A 19,778-nucleotide genomic window follows, 5' to 3' on the forward strand; every position below is an offset into this window, starting at 1 on the left:
CGCTGGGCCCCCAAGGCCCGGCACCCTAGCGGCCCACAGTCTACGGCCGCCCCACCGCTGCGCCGCGTGTTCGCACAACTGCCGGGCACCATCGTCCGACACACAGGTGGCTGACTGGGTGCGGGACGCCGCCAGTTCATAGACTGACGCCCTTGCCGAAGTGGTGGAACTGGCAGACACGCAGGTTTTAGGTACCTGTGCCTTCGGGCGTGGGGGTTCGAGTCCCCCCTTCGGCACTGATGCGGTGCGGCAGACTGTCCGCATGCTGATCCGACTGGCCGTGGCCACGCTCGGCCTCACCCTGCTCGTGAGCTGTGGCGGAGCGGAGGACGCGCCGGCGGGGGACGCGCCGGCGGACGGCCCCACGGAGACGGACAGCGCGACGGAGCCCAGTGAGGAGCCGACGGAGGAGCCACACGCCGCGGCCGGCACCAGCGTCGTCCTGCACGACAGCCAGTTCGGGCCGATGCTGTTCGACGAGTCCGGCCAGGCGATCTACCTCTTCGACGTCGAGACGACCTCGGAGCCGGAGTGCTACGACGCCTGCGCCGAGGCCTGGCCCCCGGTGCTCACCGAGGGCGAGCCGGTCGCCGGCCGCGGCCTGAAGCCAGGCCTGCTCGGCACCACGAAGCGCACCGACGGCACCGTCCAGGTGACCTACGGCGGCCACCCGCTCTACTTCTACGCCCACGAGGGCAAGCACGAGGTGCTGTGCCACGACGTGTTCCTCAACGGCGGCAACTGGTACGTCGTCCAGGCCGACGGGTCCGCCGCCCCACCCGGCTAACCCGCCGAAAGCAGCTCGGCCGCCCGCGGTGCCAACGCCCGCAGGGCACGGCCGCGGTGGGAGATCCGGTCCTTCTCCCCGGGATCCAGCTCGGCCGAGGTCCGGCCCTCGGCGGCGTGCTCGTCGGCGACGAACAGCACGTCGTACCCGAACCCGCCGCTCCCCCGCGTCTCCCGGATGATCCGCCCGCGCATCACCCCGTGCTCGACCAGCTCGACGCCGGAGGGGTGGGCCAGCACGACGGCGCACTCGAAGTGGGCACCGCGGCGCTCGTCGGGCACGTCGGCCAGCTGGGCGAGGAGGAGCTCGTTGTTGCGGTCGTCGGCACTCGTCTTGTCGTCGCCCGGCGGCCCGGACCAGCGAGCGGACAGCACGCCGGGCATGCCGTTGAGCGCGTCGACGCAGAGGCCGCTGTCGTCGGCGATCGTCGGCAGGCCGGTGGCCGCGAGGCCGGCGCGGGCCTTCAGCAGGGCGTTGCCCTCGAAGGTCGGCTGGTCCTCGACGGGTTCGTCGTACGCCGGGACGTCGTCGAGGCCGACCACCTGCACGTCGGCGAGGTGCTCGGCCAGGATGCGCTGCATCTCGGCGAGCTTCTTGGCGTTGCGGGAGGCCAGGAAGACGCGGTGGTTTCGAGGCGCCGCTTCGCTCCGCACCTCAACCACCGAGGCCGAGAGCTTCCCGCTGGATGCGGGTGAGGTCGGCGCAGCCCTTCTCGGCGAGCGCGAGCAGGGCGTCGAGCTCGGCCCGATTGAACGGTGCACCCTCCGCGGTGCCCTGCACCTCGACGAACGCACCGGAGCCGGTCATCACGACGTTCATGTCGGTCTCGGCGCGCACGTCCTCCTCGTAGGGGAGGTCGAGGCGCGGGACGCCGTCGATGATGCCGACGCTGACCGCGGCGACGGACCCGGTGAGCGGCTCCCCGGTCAGCGCGCCGACCGAGCGGAGGTGCGCGACGGCGTCGGCGAGCGCGACGTACGCACCTGTGATCGCGGCCGTGCGGGTGCCGCCGTCGGCCTGGAGCACGTCACAGTCGAGGACGATGGTGTTCTCGCCGAGCGCCTTGTAGTCGATGACCGCGCGCAGCGAGCGGCCGATCAGGCGGGAGATCTCGTGGGTGCGACCGCCGATGCGGCCCTTGACCGACTCGCGGTCGGAGCGGGTGTTGGTCGAGGCGGGGAGCATGGCGTACTCCGCCGTCACCCATCCGAGCCCGGAGCCCTTGCGCCAGCGCGGCACGCCCTCGGTCGCGGACGCGGCGCAGAGCACCTTGGTGCCGCCGAACTCGACGAGCACCGAGCCGGCGGCGTGGTCGAGCCAGTGGCGGGTGAGGGTGATCTTGCGGAGCTCGTCGTCGGCGCGGCCGTCGGCACGGGGAGAGGGCGAAGTCATGCTCCGACCCTAGTGACCGCGGTGAGGCCGGGCTGCTCCGGCATCGCGATCACCGGGGCGGCCGACTGGGCGCGACGCGCGCGCTGCGACTCGACCCAGGCCATCCGCACGGCCCACGTGGCGAGGTCCCCGGCCCGGCGGCCGAACCACGGGAGGCCCTCCACCACCAGCCACGCCAGGTCGGTGCGCAGGCCCGGGACGTAGGGGGTGTCGGTCTCAGCGGGCGGCGGCGTGAAGACGAGGCCCTCCGCGGCGAGGACCGCGGCCCAGCGGCGGGCGAACATGCGGTGGCCGCCCTCGGCGGGGTGCACGCGATCGCAGGCCCAGTAGTCGCGCGTGAACACCTCGGGGCAGTGCGCGAGGTCGACGCGCAGGCCGCCATGACGCGCCACCACCTCGTCGTACGCGTCGTTGACGAGCGCGATCCGCGAGGAGAAGGCGCGCCTGACCCGCGCGGGCAGGCGCAGCATCGACGGGTGGTCGTGGAAGCGCGCGGTCATCAGCGTGGCGCCGGTGCCGGCCAGGGCGTCCGCCGCCGCCAGGACGTCGCGGCGCACCCCGGCGGGGTCCCACGTGGAGCGCATGGTGTCGTTGATGCCGACGATCAGGGAGGCAAGCTGCGGCGGGTGCTCGAGCGCGAGCGGCACCTGCTCGCGCAGGAGGCTGCCCGCGGTGGCACCGGCGACGGAGAGGTTGCTGAAGTCGACGGCGTACGCCGTGGACATGGCGTCGGCGAGGAGGCGTGCCCAGCCCCGGAAGGACCCGGCCTGCTTGTCGCCGATCCCCAGCGTGATGCTGTCGCCGAGGGCCGTGAAGCGCAACGTGCCCGACTGCATGGCCCGAGGATCGCCGCTGGCGGTAGCACGCGGGGATGTGCCGGTGACGGGTGCCGCAACGGCCGGTGAAGGCTATGGAATAGCCGGGTCCGGTCATCCCCGTGAACGACCGGACCCGGCGACGGCCCCCTCCCCCGTGGGGGCCAGCTTGTGGAGCTACTTGAGCTCGGCCTGCCTGACCCTCATCAGCCCGCCGACCAGGGGAAGCGCGACCCAGACCAGGCTGGTGACGGCCACCTGCGCGTAGACGGTGACGTCGGCCGCCTCGCCTCCCGCCAGCGGCGTCGTGGCGAAGCCGAGGTCGAGCCAGGGGACGACGTCGGGGCCCCAGCTGACGAGCCCGAAGAGCGGCCCGTAGACCATGAACGGCAGCAGCATCGCCACGACGTAGAACATGGCGACCGCAGCCGGCGTGCTGAGCAGCACGAGGCCGAAGCCGAAGGCCATCAGGAAGTAGAGCAGCTGGGTGATCAGCGTCCAGCTGAGCGCGCTGGCATCGAGGCTCCAGTCGGCCGGGGTGTCGCCGAGCGCACCGTAGAGGGCGTTGGTCACGGCCCCGACCGCGAAGCCCAGGACGGTGGTGGCCAGCGCCAGCAGGAGGACCATGACCAGCTTGGCGGCGATCGCCCGCATCCGGTGGGGCTCGAGGGCGAAGGTCACCAGGCCGGTGCGCTGGCTCCACTCGCTCGTCACCGAGGTGATCGCGAGCACCGGCAGGAGCAGGCTGAACGGCACCATCATGATCTGGGCGAGGGTGACCGGGGTCAGCTCGATGTCGTTGAGCAGCGTGACGAGGAGCGCGATGGCGGCCGCGGCCACGAGCAGCACGCCGGTGAGCAGGAGCAGCCAGAAGCCCGAGCGGGTGTCGCGCATCTTGCGCAGCTCGACGGAGACCAGGCGCGAGAAGGGCACCGCGTCGTCGTGGTCCAGCTCGATCTGGACCGGCTCGTCGGCCAGGGCGGTCATGCGGCCACCTCCGCGTTGCCGAAGGACTCGCGCTGCTCCTCGGCGGTGAGCTCGAGGAAGAGCGACTCCAGCCCGCCGTCGGCAGGGCGGAGGTCGGAGAGGACCAGGCCGTGCTCCGCGGCGACGCGGCCGATGTCCACGGGCGCGGCCTCCACCCGGAAGCCGTCGCCGGCCGGGACCGTGACGTAGCCCGTGCGCTCGAGGGCCGCCGCCATCGCGGACGGGTCGACGGCGGTCACGAAGGTGCCGGTGCCCCGCCCCTGGAGCAGCGCGCGCTTGTCGCCCTGGGCGACGATCCGGCCGCGGCCGATGAGCACCATCTCGTCGGCGATGAGCTCGACCTCGTTGAGGAGGTGGCTCGACAGCAGGACGGTGCCGCCGCGATCGGCGTACGACGTGAGGAGGTCGCGCATCCACCGGATCCCGGCAGGGTCGAGCCCGTTGGCGGGCTCGTCGAGGATCAGCACCGCGGGGTCGCCGAGGAGCGCGTGGGCGATGCCGAGCCGCTGGCGCATGCCGAGGGAGTAGTGGCGCACGCGGCGGCGCGACTCCGTCTCCGAGAGGCTGACCAGGTCGAGCATCTCGTCGACGCGGGACGTGGGCAGGCCCATCAGGTGCGCGCCGAGCGCGAGCACCTCGCGCCCCGTGCGGCCGCCGTGCTGCGCGGACGCGTCGAGGAGGACGCCGACGTGGCGGCCCGGGTTGGGCAGGTCGCGGTAGGAGTGGCCGCCGATGGTGATGCGGCCGGATGTGGCCGGCGTGAGGCCGGTCATCACCCGCATCGTCGTGGTCTTGCCCGCGCCGTTGGGGCCGAGGAAGCCGGTGACGCGCCCCGGTCGACAGACGAACGAGACGTCGTCGACGGCCACGAAGTCGCCGTAGCGCTTCGTGACACTCTGCACGCGGATCATGCGCCACAGCGTGCCCGGCGAGCGTCCGCGGCACATCGGTCGCAGGGCTGGACCTGACCCCGACCAAAGTAGGGGGTCGAGGGGCTCCCGGGCGGCTTAGGGTTCTCCCCGATGGACACCACCGCCCCGATCGACCGGCCGACGCCCGAGCGGACGCGCCCGGAGCTCACGCCGTCCGCCCACGCGTGGCGGTTCGCCGGGTGTGCGGCCATCTCCCTCGTGGTCTGGTCGCAGGCCGCCGAGGCGGAGTGGAACGAGGTGCGCTGGCTGTTCTGGGTCGAGGTGCTGCTCGGCCTGGCCGCCTTCGTGGTGGTCCTCTTCCGCCGGCGCTGGCCCGTGACGGTGGCCCTCGTGGTGGCGCTGATGAGCGCGGTGTCGGGCCTCGCGGCAGGTCCCGCGACCCTCGCCGGGGTCTCGGTCGCCACCTATCGCCGCGCGGTGCCGATCCTGGTCGTCGGCCTGGTCAACCTCGCCGCCGCCCAGACCTACTCCTACACCGCACCCTTCGAGATCAGGAACCACTGGAGCGTGGTCTTCCTCATCAACGTCGTCGTCAACGGCGCGATGATGGGCTGGGGCATGTTCATCGGCTCCCGGCGCGAGCTCATCTGGTCCCTCCAGCAGCGCGCGCTGCGCGCCGAGGCGGAGCAGGCGCTGCGGGTCGACCAGGCGCGCACCAACGAGCGGGCCCGGATCGCGCGCGAAATGCACGACGTGCTCGCGCACCGCATCACCCAGGTCTCGATGCACGCCGGTGCCCTGGCGTTCCGCGACGACCTCGCCTCCGACCAGCTGCGCGACGGGCTCGGCCAGATCCAGGGCCAGGCCAACGAGGCCCTGCACGAGCTGCGCGGCGTCCTGGGCGTGCTCCGTGACGACGCGACCGGCGTCCGGGCGGACGCGCCGCAGCCGACGTACGACGACATCGAGACGCTGGTCGCGCGGGCCTGCGCGAGCGGCACGCGGATCGACCTCCTCGACGAGGTCGACCGCAGCGAGGGGCCCGTGCCCGACGTGGTGGGGCGCACGGCGTACCGCCTCGTCCAGGAGGGCATCACCAACGCCCGCAAGCATGCGCCGGGAGCGCTGCTGAAGGTGCACCTCGCGGGCAGCCCCGCCGACGGCCTGCACCTGCGGCTGCGCAACCCGCTCGGCTTCGGCACCAGCGCCGCGCCCGGGGCGGGCCTGGGCCTCGTCGGTCTCGCCGAGCGCGTGGAGGTGCGCGGTGGCCGGCTCTCGCACCGGGTCGATGGCGGGATGTTCGAGCTCACCGCCTGGGTGCCGTGGTCGGCATGACGGTCCGGGTGCTGATCGTCGACGACGATGCCCTCGTCCGGGCGTCCCTCGTCCTGATGCTGGGCGGCCAGCCCGACCTCGAGGTGGTCGGCGAGGCCGCGGACGGCGCCGAGGCGATCGCGAGGGTCGAGTCGCTGCGGCCCGACGTGGTGCTGATGGACATCCGGATGCCGCGGCTCAACGGCCTCGAGGCGACCCGCGCCCTGCACTCGCGTCCCGACCCCCCGGCCGTGATCGTGTTGACCACCTTCGACGCCGACGACTACGTGCTCGGTGCGGTGGCCGCGGGGGCCGACGGGTTCCTGCTCAAGGACACGCCGCCGCCCCACATCGTGAGTGCCGTACGCCGGGTGGCCGACGGCGAGCCGATGCTGTCCCCGTCGGCCACCCGGACCCTCGTCGAGCGCCTGCGCCACGACTCGACAGCCGACCGGACCGCCGTGGCCGAGGAGCGGATGGCCCAGCTGACGCTCCGCGAGCAGGAGGTCGCGGTCTGCATCGGTCGCGGACTCAGCAACGCCGAGATCGCGGCGGAGCTGCACCTGTCGGTGCCGACGGTCAAGGCCCACGTGTCGCGACTGTTCGACAAGCTGGGCTCGAGCAACCGGGTCCAGGTGGCGATGGTCGTGCACGACGCGGGGCTGGTGTAGGGGCCCGGCTCCGCGCGCCAGCCCCTCGGTGTCCGGGGCTGCGCAGGCCATGAGAGAGCCACACGCGATGCGTGGGCAGCCGAAGGGCGAGCGACAACCCCGGCCACCGAGCCGACACCAAGATGTGGAAACGCTGGGGCAGATTCGTTGATCTTGGCTTGGCCGGTGGCCGTGGTTGGTCGCCTCTGATCTGCTGGCCTAGTGGGCCGACGTAGAGGCGATGCAGACGTCGCCGGTACCGCACGACCTATGCGACAACCCGGACGAGCTTCTTGTTCACGAACTCATCCATGCCGAGCCGGCCCAACTCGCGGCCTATCCCGGAGCGTTTGATACCCCCGAACGGAAGCTCGACGCCGCCTGCACGAACACCATTCACGAAGACCATTCCAGCCTCGATCCGATCGGTGACGCGCGTGGCTTGCTCGGGGTCGACCGTGAATACATAGGCACCGAGGCCGTACGGCGAGTCGTTGGCAAGGTGCACGGCTTCGTCTTCGGACCGGACTCGAAACACCATGGCAACGGGTCCGAAGAGCTCTTCGAGATAGACGTCGTGGTCGGGTGTCACCCCGGTGAGCACGGCGGGTGGAAAGTGGGCCCCGCGCCGGTGACCCGCCGAGACCAGCTCGGCACCTTGAGATACGGCGCGCCGGACTTGATGCTCGAGCCTGGCTGCAGCCTGCTCCGACGACAAGGGTGGGAGATCGGCGGCGAGCAGGCGTCGTGTGAACTTCTCCAGGAACGCGTCGTAGAGGTCGTCGGCCACGATGAACCGCTTGGCCGCGTTGCACGACTGGCCGGTGTTGTCGAGTCGCGCGGCCACCGCGGATGCGACCGTGGCGTCGAGGTCTTGGGTGCTCAGCAAAATGAATGGGTTGGACCCGCCAAGCTCCAGCACCACCTTCTTCAAGTGGCGTCCGGCGATCTCCGCAACCGCTGCACCGGCACTGTCCGAGCCGGTCAGGGAGACGCCATGCACCCTTGGATCCGCGATCACACCCGCGACCTGCTCGTTGGTTGCATACACGTTGACGTAGGCCCCATCGGGAAACCCTGCCTCGAGGAACAGCCGATGAAGGGCGGCTGCCGACTCTGGACACTGCGGTGCATGCTTGACCATGACCGTGTTCCCCACCGCCAGGTTGGGAGCTGCAAACCGACCGACCTGGTAGTACGGGTAGTTCCACGGCATGATGCCCAAGATCGCGCCAAGGGAGCTGCGCCGAATCAGCGCCGACCCGGTACCACTGATGACTTCGACATGTTCGTCTCGAAGGAACGAGGCGGCGTTCTCGGCATAGTAGGAGTAGATCGACGCGGTGAAGTCGACCTCGGAGAGCGCGTCAGCGTAGGCCTTGCCTGTCTCCTGGACGATGATGCTCGCGAGGTCGTCGCGCTGCTTCATGTGCAGGTCTCCCACACGCCGTAACAGTGCAGCACGTTCGGCGATGGACGACTTGCTGGCCCATCCCTGGTAGGCGAGGTCCGCGTCGGTGACGGCCTGCGTCACTTCGTCATCCGTCGCAGTCGGGTACTCGCGCACGAGCGACCCGTCGGCTGGGTCGATGACCGCGTATCTCGTCATGCGTGCTGTCCGTTCGTCGATGCTGAGGCACTCAGCCCACTGGTCCGGCGTCGCCTTCCCGTCCATGCACTCCGTTGCGGTCAAGGGCGACCAGTCGGCGGCTCAGCCATGTGCTCAGGTCGGCGACCTCACAGCGCTCGCTGCATCGGTGTCCGATGCAGACCTGCTTGCTTGCCTCAGAAGATCATCACGACCGACCGTCTAGTTGTCAACAGTCTACCGTTGAACAGGAAATCGCCGACCCTAGTCCTGCGGGACGCAGGGGCCTGCTTCACCGATCTCTCGCCCACGATTCACCTCGTGATCCGCCCTCTCAGCCGCCGGTCGGGCGCGGTCGCGCCGATGACAGGGCGTGGGGTGGCGGGCAGGCTGGGCCTGTCCGACCCGCGCTGCTGGCTGTGGAGTGTGCATGCTGATCGATCACCTCATCTATGCCCATCCCGACCTCGACGCTGCTGTGGCCGAGATCCATCGCCGGTTTGGTGTCGAGGCCGGCGCGGGCGGCAGCCACCCGAGCCGAGGCACGCACAACAAGCTGCTTGCGTTGGGGCCGAGGACCTACCTGGAGCTCATCGCCCCAGACCCCGGCCAGCCAGCCCCGGCGACGCCGCGGCCTTACGGAGTTGAGGGCATCACCGAGGGCGGTCTGGTCGGATGGGTGATCGCGGTCGAAGACATCGAGGCCGCACGCACGTACGCGCGCTCGCACGGATTCGACCCCGGCCCAGTGATGGAAGGGCGCCGGGAGGACGCAACCGGCAGGCTTCTGCACTGGCGGGTGACCGCCAATGCCCAGGTCGCCGGCGTGATTCCGTTCCTGATCAATTGGGGAGACACCCGTCATCCGGCGGTCGATGCACCGGTCGGCCTCACCCTGCGCTCTCTGTGGGTGGAACACCCTCGGCCGACCGAGATCAGGACGGAGTTGGCTGCGATGGGCGCCGACGTGGAGGTTCGCCGAGCACCTCGACCTGCCCTGGTGGCCCGGATAGGCGGCCCCCATGGCGACGGGGAACTACGCTGACGTGCACGACTGAGCGGGCGGTCCACAGTGCACTGCAATGTGCCCCAGACAGCGTGGGCTGCGGACATCCGCCGATGCCGCGGAGCGCGCTCGTGCCGATGTGCTGTCGAACAAGCGGCGACGGTTCGACTCCCGACTGTCGGCCCGCGTTACGGTTCTGCACCGCTTGAGGTGGGAGCAGCGATCGTTCACAGCATCAACGCCTCGTTCACGCGCGAGGGTGATTACGTCCTCGACGGCGGCGGGCGTGACGCAATGGTGCCGAGCGTCGAACGCACCGTTCCTGCCGGTCGGATCACCTTCAACCTGCACGAGCGGCGAATCACCGTCGCAGGGCACAAGCCCTTCGTGCGACTCACCCAGGTGGAGAAGTTGACCGTGGGTGGGCACAACCCGAAGAAGTCGCAATTCACCTTCATCGGCAGCGACCGGGCCGACACCTTCGGTGTCGGGCGCGGCTCCGTTCGAGCCCTACGGTCGCGGCGGAAACGACAACCTGTCCGGCGGCAACGTCAATGACCTTCTCGACGGTGGCCGGGGACGCGACACCCTGAACGGCCTCCTCGGACTCCTGGGCGGCGCGTGGATGCGCTGTTCCTGTCAACAAGCTTCAGAGACTGAAGTGTTGAGGATCCTGTGTAGACACCACTCCACGCTGCTGCATCAGACCGAGGGAAATCCACCTCACCCCAATGCTCGGTGATCGAGCCCTCGCGGATGCGATACACCGACGTGGCGGTGACGTCCAGTTCACCCCGTGGCAGGGATCGGGTCCATGTCCTCAGCGAATCGGCCTTGAGTCCCTCCCTGCAAGACAGCTCTGGGATCGGTGGCGGCTCGTGGTCGACGACAGTTTTCGTAGACAAGCTCGTCCAGCACTGGTCGCGGCAGCGGACGGCGATGAGTGCGGACCAGACCCGGGGAGTCGGTCAGGACTGCTCGCCAAGCCATCGGGTCAGGCAGGTTGCCAGGACCGCTGGCTGGTCCAGTTGGATGAGGTGACCAGCGCCCTCCACCACCTGTGTCTTGGCCCCGGGGATGATCGCGGCCAGCCGATGAGCACGGTCCACGGGAATCCATTCGTCCTGCTGTCCCCAGACGACCAACACCGGTGATTGGATTTCGGCATACAGGGGCTCGACCTCGTCGGTGTACCGCTGGTCTGCCTGAGCGATCTGGCGATAGAAGGCTGCCTGTCCCTCAGCGCCGCGCCACGGCGAGACCAGCGACTCCAAGTCACGCGCGGTCAGGCCGGCGTGGCTGGCGCCCGCGATGTAGGAACGCACCACCCCCTCGTGGATGGCCGGCGGAACTGCGCTGAACACCTCGGCGTTCTCCCCGACGAGCCGGAAGAAGTCCGAACCCCACGGCGCCAGCGCCACGACGTCGACCAGCGCCAGCGATGCGAAGGCGGCCTGGTGCAGCAGATGGGCCCTCAGTGCGACCGCACCGCCGTAATCGTGCGCGACGACATGTGGCGACTGCAGCTCCCAATGGGCAAGCAGATCGGCGAAGAGTTCGCCCTGGACGTCGAGGGAAACCGGATGCTCGGCGTGCTTTGACGACTTCCCGTATCCCGGCATGTCCCACAGGTACACCGTGTAATCGGCGGCCAGTCCCTCCGCGTATGGCCGCCAGAGCTCGGACGACCACGGGGTGCCGTGACAGAACACGACCGCAGGACCAGAACCTAACTGCTCCCAGCGCACCGCGCGGCCCCGCCAGGAGAACGTCTCCCTCAGCACGGGCGCCATGCTGTCACAGGCGAGTGATTCGCCCGGCCGCTTTCGGCGCGAGCCGCCGGCCATGCCGCCGAACGGGCGGTCTGTCGGGTTCAGGCAGGATGGGACTGTGACGGATCGTGTAGTCGACTATCGGCTGGCCAACGCGGAAGAGCGGCACGCCGCCTCTCCGAGGACGTTCTTCATCCCGCCGCGGTCCGAGCGCGAGAGCCTGTCGCCCGGGGACCCGGCGAAGTTGCTGTTCGAGCTCGTCGATCCCGGAGCAGGAGAGCCGGGCGCCGAGCGCATGTGGGTTGAAGTGCTCCGCGTGGACGGGACGCGCTACGTCGGTGCCCTGATGAACGCTCCACGTGCGATCACCACCCTGGAGCGGGGTGCAGTCGTTGAGTTCGGTCCCGAGCACGTCATCAGCACGGAAGCGACCTGGCCCCTCCTGGAGAAGAACATGTTCGTCAGTCGCCGTAGCCACGAGCAAGATGTCCGGCCGGGCTACGTCTATCGCGAGGATCCCGACAACGACCGCGATTCTGGATGGCGGGCTCTCGTGGGAGACGAATCCCACGAGGAGGTCGACGACCCGGGAAACGTCCTGCTCCAAGCCGTGGGTTTCCTGCTCGACCGCTGGCCCGAGCTGCGGCCCGTCCTCGAGACTGATCCGATCAACGGGTCGTGGGCCTGGGATGGAGCGGCCGAACGTTATGTGACAGTTGGTGACCAGGAGGGCGACTAGCGAGTCCGTCCTGTCGTGCGCCCGCACAGTCGCCGCGGGACGCCTTCAGGAATCGGATCCTGCACCTGAACGGGGACGCGGAACCGTGGGCGTCACTCCCAGGATGCGATCGATCTCCGCCCGCGACAGGGGTGTCCGCGACACGCTGGCGGCCACGATCAGCTCGGCGGTCAGCTCGACTTCCTCGAGCAAGGCGTGGTCGACCAGATCGACATCGTATTGGTCATCCATGCGGCTCACCTGCGCCTACGTGACTTCGGGCACGCCAACTGCGGCCCGAGTTCTTCCACCAGTGTGAACGTCTCGGCACCCCTTGCCGAGCGATGTCTGAAAAACCACCCGAACGGGCTACCGATCGCGCCCAGGAGAGCCAGGCCGGGTGCCGCCCTGATCCTCAAGCCCGCAGAATCCTGTCGATCGACTTGCCCGTGGCCAGCTGGTCGAACTGCCTCAGACGTCGTACGTCGTGCCGGCACGCGCCAGGTCGAGCGGGCCTTCCCACGTCGTCCGCGCCTCGGCGAGGGCGTCGGCGGGGTCGTGCCACGGCGGGACGTGGGTGAGGAGCAGCCTGCCGACACCCGCGGCGGTGGCGGTGCGGCCGCAGTCGGAGCCCGTGAGGTGGATGCCGGGCGGGTTGTCGTCCCGGTCGCGGAAGGCGGCCTCGGCCAGCAGCAGGTCGGCGCCGCGCGCGGCGTCGTCCAGGGCCTCGCAGGGCGCGGTGTCCCCGCTGTAGGCGAGCGTCCTGCCACCCGCCTCGACGCGGAGCGCGTAGGCAGGCACCGGGTGGAGCACCGGCACCGGGGTCACGGTGAAGGGCCCGACCTGGACGGCCCCGTCGTACTCGAGGAAGTCGAACTCCTCGTTCATGCCCGGGTTCTCGTCGAGGTCGTAGGCCTTCGCCATCCGACGGGCCGTGTCGACGGGGCCGTGGACGGGAATCTTCGGCTGGGCGCCCTTGGGGTGGTACTTGCGCAGGACGTAGTAGCCGCACAGGTCCAGGCAGTGGTCGGCGTGCAGGTGGCTGAGGAAGACCGCGTCGATCGTGAGCGGATCCGCGTGGCGGTGCAGCGCGCCGAGCGCGCCGCTGCCCAGGTCGAGGAGGATCCGCCAGGGGCGGTCCTCCCCCGAGCCCGAACCGGAACCCGAGCCGGACCCGGCCTCGAGGAGGTAGCAGCTGGCCGGGGAGTCGGGTCCCGGGTAGGACCCGGAGCAGCCGACGACGGTGAGCCTCATGCCAGACCTCCTGCGAGCTGGGTGGCGCCGATCCCGGAAGCACTGATCCCGGATGCACTGAGCAGCTCGGAGCCGAGGAACCGGCGTCCGATGGTGGCGAACTCCTCGGGACGACCCGTGGTGGCGAACGCATAGGTGGGTTCGCCGTCCTCGCGCATCAGTCCGGTGCGCGTGAGCATCTTGTAGACGTCCTTCGCGCACTCGTCGGCCGAGCTGACCAGGGTCACGCCGTCGCCCATCACCAGCGAGATCACGCCGGTGAGGAGCGGGTAGTGGGTGCAGCCGAGGATCAGGGCGTCGACGCCGGCCTCGACCAGCGGGTCGAGGTAGTCGTGGGCCACCTCCAGCAGCTCGTCGCCGCCGGTGACGCCGCGCTCGACGAAGTCCACGAAGCGGGGGCAGGCGCGGATCGCGAGCTCGACCTGCGGCGCCGCGGCGAAGGCGTCCTCGTAGGCCATCGACTCGGCCGTGGCCCGGGTGCAGATGACTCCGACCCGGCCGGACCGCGTCGCGGCCACCGCGCGGCGGGCAGCCGGCAGGATGACCTCGACGACGGGCACGTCGTACCGCTCCCGGGCGTCGCGCAGCATCGCGGCGCTGGCCGAGTTGCAGGCGATCACCAGCGCCTTCACCCCCTGCTCGTAGAGGTGGTCGAGGCACTCGAGCGCATACTCACGCACCTCGCCGATCGGCTTGGCGCCGTAGGGCTGCCGGGCGGTGTCGCCCACGTAGACGATCGACTCGTGCGGCAGCTGGTCGATGACCGACCTCGCGACGGTCAGGCCACCGAACCCGGAGTCGAAGATGCCGATGGGGGCATCGGCCCGTTGATCGGCAGAGTGGGACGGCACGGGACCAAAGGCTAGGTGCTCGGACGCCGTCCGACACAGCTCTCAGGCACGTTGGTCCAGTCACATCGTGACCTAGGGTGGCGCCCATGTCGTCGCGTCGCCTCGGTCTGGTCGCTCCCCTGCTCGCGGTGTTCCTCGCAGGAGGTGCCTGCGGCACGCTCCAGGAGGCGCCGTCCGCGGCCACGGAGGCCCCGCCGGTCGACGCGGTCGTGGCGATCTCGATCGACGGCCTCAACCCCGCGGCGATCCGGTGGCTGGGCGAGGCGGGCACCCCGACGCTGCACCGGCTGATGGAGGACGGCGCGAGCACCCTCAACGCCCGCACGGAGTTCGAGCAGACCGAGACGCTGCCCAACCACACCGGCATGGTGACCGGCCGCCGCATCGACAGGAGCACCGGCGGCCACGGCGTCACCTGGAACGACGACCGACGCCGGCCCCGCACGGTGCAGGCGGCCGCCGGGCACACGGTGGAGTCGGTCTTCACCCAGGTGCACGGAGCGGGCGAGCTCACCGGTCTCTTCGCGTCCAAGACCAAGTTCAGCCTCTTCGACCGGTCGTGGCCCGCAGCCGTGGACGTCTCGACCATCATCGAGGACGACCGTCGGCTTGCCCGCGCCGTACGACGTGACCTGGCGAGCACGGACCGTGCGTTCCGGTTCGTGCACTTCGCCCTCCCGGACCGGACCGGTCACGACAAGGGCTTCATGTCCGCGGCCTACCTCGACGCCGTACGCGGCGTGGACCGGCTGGTCGGCACGCTGCTCGACGCCATCGAGTCCGACCCCGACCTCGCGGGCCGGACGGCCGTCATCGTCACCTCGGACCACGGCGGCAAGGGCCCGAGCCACTACCAGGCCGCCCGGCTGGCCAACTACCGCGTGCCCTTCTTCGTCCTCGGACCCGACGTGGCCGCCGGTGCCGACCTCTACGCGCTCAACCCCGACTACGCCGACCCCGGCCGCAACCGGACGACGTACGCCGATGCGCTCCAGCCGGTGCGCAACGGGGCCGTGGCCAACCTGGCGCTCGACCTGCTCGGCCTGCCCCCCGTGCCCGACAGCGAGCACGCCGTCCAGCAGGACCTCGACGTCGGCGCGCTGCAGCCCTGATCAGCCTGCCCGGGCCACGAGGCCGAGCCTCAAGCCCACAGCTGGCCGTCGAGCCGCTCCTCCGCCTCGTCGACCGTGCCCTCGTAGGCACCGGTGGAGAGATACTTCCAGCCGCCGTCGGCGACCACGAACGCGATGTCGGCCCGCTCCCCCGCCTTGACCGCCTTCGCGGCCTGGCCGAGAGCGGCGTGCAGGATCGCGCCGGTCGAGATGCCGGCGAAGATGCCCTCCAGCTCGAGCAGCTCGCGCACCCGGCGTACGGCGTCACGCGGGCCGACGGAGAACCGGCTGTCGATCAGCGAGGCGTCGTAGAGCTCGGGCACGAAGCCCTCGTCGAGGTTGCGCAGGCCGTAGACCAGCTCGCCGTAGCGCGGCTCGGCGGCGACGATCCGCACGTCCGGCTTGGCCTTGCGGAAGAACCGGGAGACACCCATCAGGGTGCCGGTCGTGCCGAGGCCGGCGACGAAGTGGGTGATCTCGGGGAGGTCGGCGAGGATCTCCGGACCGGTGCCCTCCTCGTGCGCGAGGGCGTTGCCGTCGTTGCCGTACTGGTAGAGCATCACCCAGTCGGGGTGCTCGGCGGCGATCTTCTTCGCGACGCGCACGGCCTCGTTGGAGCCGCCGGCGGCCGGCGAGGAAACGATCTCGGCGCCCCACATCCGCAGCAGCTGGCGCCGCTCCTCGGAGGTGTTCTCCGGCATCACGCAGACGATGCGGTAGCCCTTGAGCTTAGCCGCCATCGCCAGCGAGATACCGGTGTTGCCGCTGGTCGGCTCGAGGATCGTGCAGCCGGGACGCAGGGTGCCGTCCTGCTCGGCCTGCTCGACCATCTTCAGGGCCGGGCGGTCCTTGATCGACCCCGTCGGGTTGCGGTCCTCGAGCTTGGCCCAGATGCGTACGTCGGGAGTCGGCGACAGCCTGGGCAGCCCGACCAGCGGGGTGCCGCCGACGGACGCCAGCAGGTCGTCGTACCTCATCGCGCCCGGTCAGCCCCCGGCGACGGCGGGCAGCACGACGACCTGGTCCCCGTCGGCCAGCTCGGCCTCCAGGCCGCCGATGAACCGGACGTCCTCGTCGTTGACGTAGACGTTCACGAAGCGACGCAGGTCGACGCCGCCGCCCTTGTTCTCGACGAGGCGCTCCTTGATCCCCGGGTGGTTGCCCTCCAGGTCGTCCAGGAGCGCGGCAAGGGTCGCGCCCTCGCCGGTCACGGCCTTCTCGCCGCCGGTGTACGTGCGCAGGATCGTGGGGATCCGGACCTCGATGGCCATCAGGAAGCACTCCTCGACTGGGATTGGGGTAGTTCGGGGACGACGCGGACCTCTTCCTCGGTCACCTCGCCGTCGACGATTCTGTAAGACCTGAACTCGACGGGGCCCTCGCTATTCCCGTGCTCGCGTGTGCTGACCAGCACGTAGTGGGCTCCGGGCTCGCTGGCGAGGCCGATATCGGTGCGGCTCGGGTAGGCCTCGGTGGCGGTGTGCGAGTGGTAGACGATCACCGGCTCCTCGTCGCGCGCCCACATCTCCTTGTAGAGCGCGAGCAGCTCGGTGGAGTCGAACTCGTAGAACGTGGGGCTGCCGGCAGCGTTGACCATCTCGATCATCCGCTCGGGCCGGTCGCTGCCCTCGGGGCCCGCCACGATGCCGCACGCCTCGTCGGGATGGTCCCGCTTCGCGTGCGCGACGATCGCGTCGTAGGTCGCCTGGTCGAGGGTCAGCACGGTCGAGATGGTAGGCGACCTCGGCCGCTTCGCGAGCCGACGCCCAGTCGGCGGACCCCGGGTGCGCGGCGCGGGCGGGGGGATCAGCCCTTGACCGCCCCCATCGTGAACCCCGCGATGAACCGGGCCAGGAACAGGTTGAAGATCAGCGCGATCGGGACGGCGATGACGATGTTCGAGGCCTGCAGCGACTGCCAGTGGAACACGTCGCCGCGGACCAGCTCGGTCGGGATCCCGGTGCTGACGACCTTCTCCGAGGTCGGCGAGATGAACGCCAGCGCATAGATGAACTCGCTGGCGGTGAGCGTGAACGCGAACACGACCACCGCCACGATGCCCGGGAACAGCAGGGGGACGACCACTCGGAGGAACGCGCCACCCCGGCTGTAGCCGTCGATCATGGCCTGCTCCTCGACGTCCTTCGGCAGTGCCTTCAGGAAGCCGATGAGCAGCCAGATGGAGACCGGGAGCGTGATCGTCGGGTAGATCAGCACCAGCGACCAGGTCGAGTCCTGGAGCCCCAGCCAGACCACCATCCGGGTCAGCGACAGGAACAGCAGGCTGGGCGGGATCAGGTAGACGAAGAAGATGGCGATGCCCAGCGTCCCCGAGCCGCGCAGGTCCAGCCGGGTGAGCGAGTACGCCGCGGGCACGCCGAGTGCCAACGTGATCAGCACGACCAGCAGGCCGACCCACAGCGTGTTCCAGGCGAAGGTGGGGAACGTGGTCTCGGTGAACAGGAACCGGACGTGGTCGAAGGTGGCCGGCTGGTTGTAGGCAAACGGGTTGTTCTGCGGGTTGTAGAGGTCGGCGTTCAGCTTCGTGGCCGTGATCGAGCTCCACAGGAACGGACCGGCGCTGGCCAGCGCGGCCAGGATCGCCAGCGTGTAGAGGCCGACGCGTCCCATCACGTGCCGTCGGGCGTAGTGCCGGCGCACCCGCCCGGCGTCCTCGGCGGCCGCGTCCAGCGTGACGGGAGGCGTCGTCACAACGTCTCCATCCGTCGTACCGCCCTGAGGATCAGCACCGCAGCGATCAGCAGCAGGGGGAAGAGGAACAGCGCGATCACCGCGCCCTGGCCGATGTCGCCGCCGCCGATGCCACGCAGGAACGACCAGCTGGCCAGCACCTGGGTGGCGTTGTTGGGCCCGCCGCGGGTGAGGATGTAGACGACCGCCATGTCGGTGAACGTGAAGATCGCCCCGAACAGCGCCGCCACCGCGATCAGCGGGAACGTCAGCGGGATGGTCACCTCGAACATCCGCCGCCAGTAGCCGGCCCCGTCGATCCGGGCGGCCTCGTCCATGTCGCGCGGGATGGAGAGCAGGCCGACCATCATGATCACCGCCGCCAGCGGCACCAGCCGCCAGACGTGCACCGCGATCACGGAGGCCATGGCCAGGTTGGGCCGGCCCAGCCAGTAGAGGTTGGTCTCGATGAGACCCAGCTCGCGCAGCACCCAGTCGATGGGCGAGTAGATCGAGTGCAGCAGCCACAGCCAGCTCACGCTGGACAACGCGACCGGGGTGGTCCACGGGAGCAGCACCAGGAACCGGACCACCCACTTGCCCCGGAAGTCGGCCACCAGGATGTTGGCCAGGATCTTCCCGAACAGCACGATGAAGAACATCGACACGGTGGTGAAGACCAGGGTGTTCCACAGCGACTGCCAAAACACCGGGTCGTCGAAGACGCGGCGGAAGTTCTCCAGGCCGGCCCAGTCGTACGTCGGGTCGCCGGAGGTCACGTCGCTGAACGCGAACGCGATGGCCAGGCCGAACGGGACCGCGACCAGCGCGATCACGTAGACCACGGTCGGGGCGAGGAACATCCAGCCGAGCACGCCGTCGCGGTCGACCAGCCGGGTCCGGTGCGCCACGTCAGCCATGGGTCGTCGTCACCGGCATCGGGTCGGCGCGGCGCCCGGTCCCCTCGTCGAAGAACCGCAGCCTGCGCACGTCGACCGCGAAGTCGTGCACGCCCTCGGCGATCGGCTCGGTCAGCGTCGCCGGCAGCCGGGAGATCACCCGGGTGTCCTCCCCGAAGCCGGAGATCGTGCCGTAGACGTGCCGGTCGCCCGAGAGGTGCTCGACGCGGTCCACCGCGAAGGGAAGCACCACCTTCTCCCCGGCCACGTCGTGTGCGGGCAGCAGGTGCTCCGGCCGGAAGCCGACCAGGGTGGACGAGCGGCGGACCAGGTTCATCGGTGGCGACCCGATGAACCGGGCCACGAACGTGTCGGCCGGGTCGTCGTACACCTCGACCGGGTGTCCGACCTGGCGGACCCTTCCGCGGTCGATCACCACGATCCGGTCGCCGAGCCCCATGGCCTCGGCCTGGTCGTGGGTCACGTAGATGGTGGTGGTGCCGACCCGGCGCTGGAACCGCTTGAGCTCGTCACGGGCGCTGGCCCGGAGCTTCGCGTCGAGGTTCGACAACGGCTCGTCGAGCAGGAACACCTGCGGATCGCGCACCATCGCCCTGGCCAGTGCTACGCGCTGCCGCTCTCCCCCGGAGAGCTGGCGGGGCCTGCGGTCCAGCAGCTCGCCCAGGCCGAGCAGGTCCGCCGCCCACCGAGCCTGCTTCTCCCGGGCCGTCCGGTCCAGGCCCTCGGCCTTCAGCGGGAAGACGATGTTGCCGAGCACCGTCTTGTGCGGGTAGAGCGCGTAGCTCTGGAACACCATCGCCACCCGCCGCGCGCGGGGTGGCAGCCCGTTGACGATCGACCCGCCGATGACCACCTCGCCCTCGGTGGGCTGCTCGAGGCCGGCAATCGTGCGCAGCAGGGTCGTCTTCCCACAGCCGGACGGCCCGAGCAGCACGAGGTACTCCCCCTCCGCCGTGGCCAGGTCGATGCCGTCGAGGGCGTGCACATGGCCGCCGTCGTACTTCTTACGCAGGCCCCTGACCTCGACGGCGACCGCCACCCGGATCTCC

At 70.1% G+C, this 19,778-nt stretch carries 23 protein-coding genes and 1 tRNA gene; 8 read left to right on the forward strand and 16 right to left on the reverse strand.

Translation table 11 applies throughout. The features are described from left to right. Positions 1-154: 154 nt before the first annotated feature. Positions 155-236 (forward strand) — tRNA-Leu (locus tag DDE18_RS19770). A gap of 26 nt (positions 237-262) precedes the next feature. Beyond that, positions 263-787, forward strand: a complete 525-nt coding sequence (locus DDE18_RS19775) for a COG4315 family predicted lipoprotein (RefSeq protein WP_116573988.1) — start codon at positions 263-265, stop codon at positions 785-787. On the opposite strand, the gene rdgB is transcribed toward DDE18_RS19775, so the two are convergent. The 5 genes from rdgB to DDE18_RS19800 form a co-directional block, all read right to left on the reverse strand. Further along, a complete protein-coding gene (gene rdgB / locus DDE18_RS19780) occupies positions 784-1,440 on the reverse strand; it encodes an RdgB/HAM1 family non-canonical purine NTP pyrophosphatase (RefSeq protein WP_281258415.1) in 657 nt (218 codons plus the stop codon). The two genes, DDE18_RS19775 and rdgB, sit on opposite strands and share 4 nt — an antisense overlap. A gap of 1 nt (position 1,441) precedes the next feature. Next, positions 1,442-2,179, reverse strand: a complete 738-nt coding sequence (gene rph / locus DDE18_RS19785) for a ribonuclease PH (protein ID WP_116573989.1) — start codon at positions 2,177-2,179, stop codon at positions 1,442-1,444. Further along, on the reverse strand, positions 2,176-3,015 hold the full coding sequence (locus DDE18_RS19790) for an SGNH/GDSL hydrolase family protein (protein ID WP_116573990.1): 840 nt from the start codon (positions 3,013-3,015) through the stop codon (positions 2,176-2,178). Before DDE18_RS19790 ends, rph begins: the two co-directional genes overlap by 4 nt. Before the next feature lie 156 nt (positions 3,016-3,171). Further along, a complete protein-coding gene (locus tag DDE18_RS19795) occupies positions 3,172-3,981 on the reverse strand; it encodes an ABC transporter permease (protein ID WP_116573991.1) in 810 nt (269 codons plus the stop codon). Then, complete coding sequence (locus DDE18_RS19800) at positions 3,978-4,892, reverse strand: ABC transporter ATP-binding protein (protein WP_170313301.1); 915 nt, start codon at positions 4,890-4,892, stop codon at positions 3,978-3,980. The genes DDE18_RS19795 and DDE18_RS19800 overlap by 4 nt, the downstream gene beginning before the upstream one ends. Positions 4,893-5,003: 111 nt before the next feature. Here DDE18_RS19800 and DDE18_RS19805 point away from each other — a divergent pair, with 111 nt between their 5' ends. Next, entirely contained in the window at positions 5,004-6,188 is a 1,185-nt protein-coding gene (locus tag DDE18_RS19805) for a sensor histidine kinase (RefSeq protein WP_116573992.1), read from the forward strand. Next, the gene (locus DDE18_RS19810; protein ID WP_116574075.1) at positions 6,185-6,838 is read left to right on the forward strand and encodes a response regulator; all 654 of its coding nucleotides are present in this window, start codon (positions 6,185-6,187) and stop codon (positions 6,836-6,838) included. The genes DDE18_RS19805 and DDE18_RS19810 overlap by 4 nt, the downstream gene beginning before the upstream one ends. Before the next feature lie 247 nt (positions 6,839-7,085). On the opposite strand, the gene DDE18_RS19815 is transcribed toward DDE18_RS19810, so the two are convergent. Next, positions 7,086-8,492, reverse strand: a complete 1,407-nt coding sequence (locus DDE18_RS19815) for an NAD-dependent succinate-semialdehyde dehydrogenase (RefSeq protein WP_342748977.1) — start codon at positions 8,490-8,492, stop codon at positions 7,086-7,088. Between the two features lie 343 nt (positions 8,493-8,835). Between DDE18_RS19815 and DDE18_RS19820 the strand changes: the two genes are divergently transcribed. Together DDE18_RS19820 and DDE18_RS23140 are read left to right on the forward strand one after the other, a co-directional pair. Beyond that, complete coding sequence (locus DDE18_RS19820) at positions 8,836-9,450, forward strand: VOC family protein (protein WP_116573993.1); 615 nt, start codon at positions 8,836-8,838, stop codon at positions 9,448-9,450. 171 nt (positions 9,451-9,621) lie between these two features. Next, entirely contained in the window at positions 9,622-9,969 is a 348-nt protein-coding gene (locus tag DDE18_RS23140) for a hypothetical protein (RefSeq protein WP_165821257.1), read from the forward strand. Between the two features lie 410 nt (positions 9,970-10,379). Here DDE18_RS23140 and DDE18_RS19830 read toward each other — a convergent pair whose 3' ends face one another. Next, positions 10,380-11,195, reverse strand: coding sequence for an alpha/beta fold hydrolase (locus DDE18_RS19830; protein ID WP_245916892.1), 816 nt, complete (start codon positions 11,193-11,195; stop codon positions 10,380-10,382). A gap of 7 nt (positions 11,196-11,202) precedes the next feature. Here DDE18_RS19830 and DDE18_RS19835 point away from each other — a divergent pair, with 7 nt between their 5' ends. Next, positions 11,203-11,922, forward strand: a complete 720-nt coding sequence (locus DDE18_RS19835; RefSeq protein WP_116573996.1) for an immunity protein Imm33 domain-containing protein — start codon at positions 11,203-11,205, stop codon at positions 11,920-11,922. 45 nt (positions 11,923-11,967) lie between these two features. Here the strand turns inward: DDE18_RS19835 and DDE18_RS19840 are convergent, their stop codons facing one another. From DDE18_RS19840 to murI, 3 genes are all read right to left on the reverse strand, one after another. After that, a complete protein-coding gene (locus DDE18_RS19840; RefSeq protein WP_116573997.1) occupies positions 11,968-12,153 on the reverse strand; it encodes a hypothetical protein in 186 nt (61 codons plus the stop codon). Positions 12,154-12,372: 219 nt separating this feature from the next. Continuing rightward, on the reverse strand, positions 12,373-13,155 hold the full coding sequence (locus DDE18_RS19845) for an MBL fold metallo-hydrolase (RefSeq protein WP_116573998.1): 783 nt from the start codon (positions 13,153-13,155) through the stop codon (positions 12,373-12,375). Beyond that, positions 13,152-14,006, reverse strand: coding sequence for a glutamate racemase (gene murI / locus DDE18_RS19850; protein ID WP_116573999.1), 855 nt, complete (start codon positions 14,004-14,006; stop codon positions 13,152-13,154). Before murI ends, DDE18_RS19845 begins: the two co-directional genes overlap by 4 nt. Positions 14,007-14,092: 86 nt before the next feature. Between murI and DDE18_RS19855 the strand changes: the two genes are divergently transcribed. Continuing rightward, entirely contained in the window at positions 14,093-15,118 is a 1,026-nt protein-coding gene (locus tag DDE18_RS19855; RefSeq protein WP_116574000.1) for an alkaline phosphatase family protein, read from the forward strand. A 29-nt stretch (positions 15,119-15,147) separates the two neighbouring features. On the opposite strand, the gene DDE18_RS19860 is transcribed toward DDE18_RS19855, so the two are convergent. The 6 genes from DDE18_RS19860 to DDE18_RS19885 form a co-directional block, all read right to left on the reverse strand. After that, positions 15,148-16,095: a PLP-dependent cysteine synthase family protein gene (locus DDE18_RS19860; RefSeq protein WP_116574001.1), complete on the reverse strand. Its 948-nt coding sequence runs from the start codon at positions 16,093-16,095 to the stop codon at positions 15,148-15,150. Positions 16,096-16,104: 9 nt separating this feature from the next. Then, complete coding sequence (locus DDE18_RS19865) at positions 16,105-16,389, reverse strand: MoaD/ThiS family protein (protein ID WP_116574002.1); 285 nt, start codon at positions 16,387-16,389, stop codon at positions 16,105-16,107. After that, positions 16,389-16,841, reverse strand: a complete 453-nt coding sequence (locus tag DDE18_RS19870) for a M67 family metallopeptidase (RefSeq protein ID WP_116574003.1) — start codon at positions 16,839-16,841, stop codon at positions 16,389-16,391. Before DDE18_RS19870 ends, DDE18_RS19865 begins: the two co-directional genes overlap by 1 nt. Before the next feature lie 83 nt (positions 16,842-16,924). Continuing rightward, the gene (locus DDE18_RS19875) at positions 16,925-17,830 is read right to left on the reverse strand and encodes a carbohydrate ABC transporter permease (protein ID WP_211754655.1); all 906 of its coding nucleotides are present in this window, start codon (positions 17,828-17,830) and stop codon (positions 16,925-16,927) included. Next, entirely contained in the window at positions 17,827-18,729 is a 903-nt protein-coding gene (locus DDE18_RS19880; protein WP_116574004.1) for a carbohydrate ABC transporter permease, read from the reverse strand. Before DDE18_RS19880 ends, DDE18_RS19875 begins: the two co-directional genes overlap by 4 nt. After that, on the reverse strand, positions 18,722-19,768 hold the full coding sequence (locus DDE18_RS19885; protein ID WP_116574005.1) for an ABC transporter ATP-binding protein: 1,047 nt from the start codon (positions 19,766-19,768) through the stop codon (positions 18,722-18,724). Before DDE18_RS19885 ends, DDE18_RS19880 begins: the two co-directional genes overlap by 8 nt. Positions 19,769-19,778 lie beyond the last annotated feature (10 nt).

This window comes from Nocardioides gansuensis, from assembly GCF_003076135.1.
GTDB lineage: Bacteria > Actinomycetota > Actinomycetes > Propionibacteriales > Nocardioidaceae > Nocardioides > Nocardioides gansuensis.

Coding starts and splice junctions, on each gene's coding strand:
- DDE18_RS19795 (WP_116573991.1), bottom strand. CDS start 3,981: ATGACCGCCCTGGCCGACGAGCCGGTCCAGATCGAGCTGGACCACGAC.
- DDE18_RS19865 (WP_116574002.1), bottom strand. CDS start 16,389: ATGGCCATCGAGGTCCGGATCCCCACGATCCTGCGCACGTACACCGGC.
- DDE18_RS19820 (WP_116573993.1), top strand. CDS start 8,836: ATGCTGATCGATCACCTCATCTATGCCCATCCCGACCTCGACGCTGCT.
- DDE18_RS19835 (WP_116573996.1), top strand. CDS start 11,203: ATGCTGTCACAGGCGAGTGATTCGCCCGGCCGCTTTCGGCGCGAGCCG.
- DDE18_RS19790 (WP_116573990.1), bottom strand. CDS start 3,015: ATGCAGTCGGGCACGTTGCGCTTCACGGCCCTCGGCGACAGCATCACG.
- DDE18_RS19855 (WP_116574000.1), top strand. CDS start 14,093: ATGTCGTCGCGTCGCCTCGGTCTGGTCGCTCCCCTGCTCGCGGTGTTC.
- rph (WP_116573989.1), bottom strand. CDS start 2,179: ATGACTTCGCCCTCTCCCCGTGCCGACGGCCGCGCCGACGACGAGCTC.
- DDE18_RS19815 (WP_342748977.1), bottom strand. CDS start 8,492: ATGGACGGGAAGGCGACGCCGGACCAGTGGGCTGAGTGCCTCAGCATC.
- DDE18_RS19810 (WP_116574075.1), top strand. CDS start 6,185: ATGACGGTCCGGGTGCTGATCGTCGACGACGATGCCCTCGTCCGGGCG.
- DDE18_RS19880 (WP_116574004.1), bottom strand. CDS start 18,729: ATGGCTGACGTGGCGCACCGGACCCGGCTGGTCGACCGCGACGGCGTG.
- DDE18_RS19860 (WP_116574001.1), bottom strand. CDS start 16,095: ATGAGGTACGACGACCTGCTGGCGTCCGTCGGCGGCACCCCGCTGGTC.
- DDE18_RS19845 (WP_116573998.1), bottom strand. CDS start 13,155: ATGAGGCTCACCGTCGTCGGCTGCTCCGGGTCCTACCCGGGACCCGAC.
- DDE18_RS19775 (WP_116573988.1), top strand. CDS start 263: ATGCTGATCCGACTGGCCGTGGCCACGCTCGGCCTCACCCTGCTCGTG.
- DDE18_RS19800 (WP_170313301.1), bottom strand. CDS start 4,892: ATGATCCGCGTGCAGAGTGTCACGAAGCGCTACGGCGACTTCGTGGCC.
- DDE18_RS19840 (WP_116573997.1), bottom strand. CDS start 12,153: ATGGATGACCAATACGATGTCGATCTGGTCGACCACGCCTTGCTCGAG.
- DDE18_RS19805 (WP_116573992.1), top strand. CDS start 5,004: ATGGACACCACCGCCCCGATCGACCGGCCGACGCCCGAGCGGACGCGC.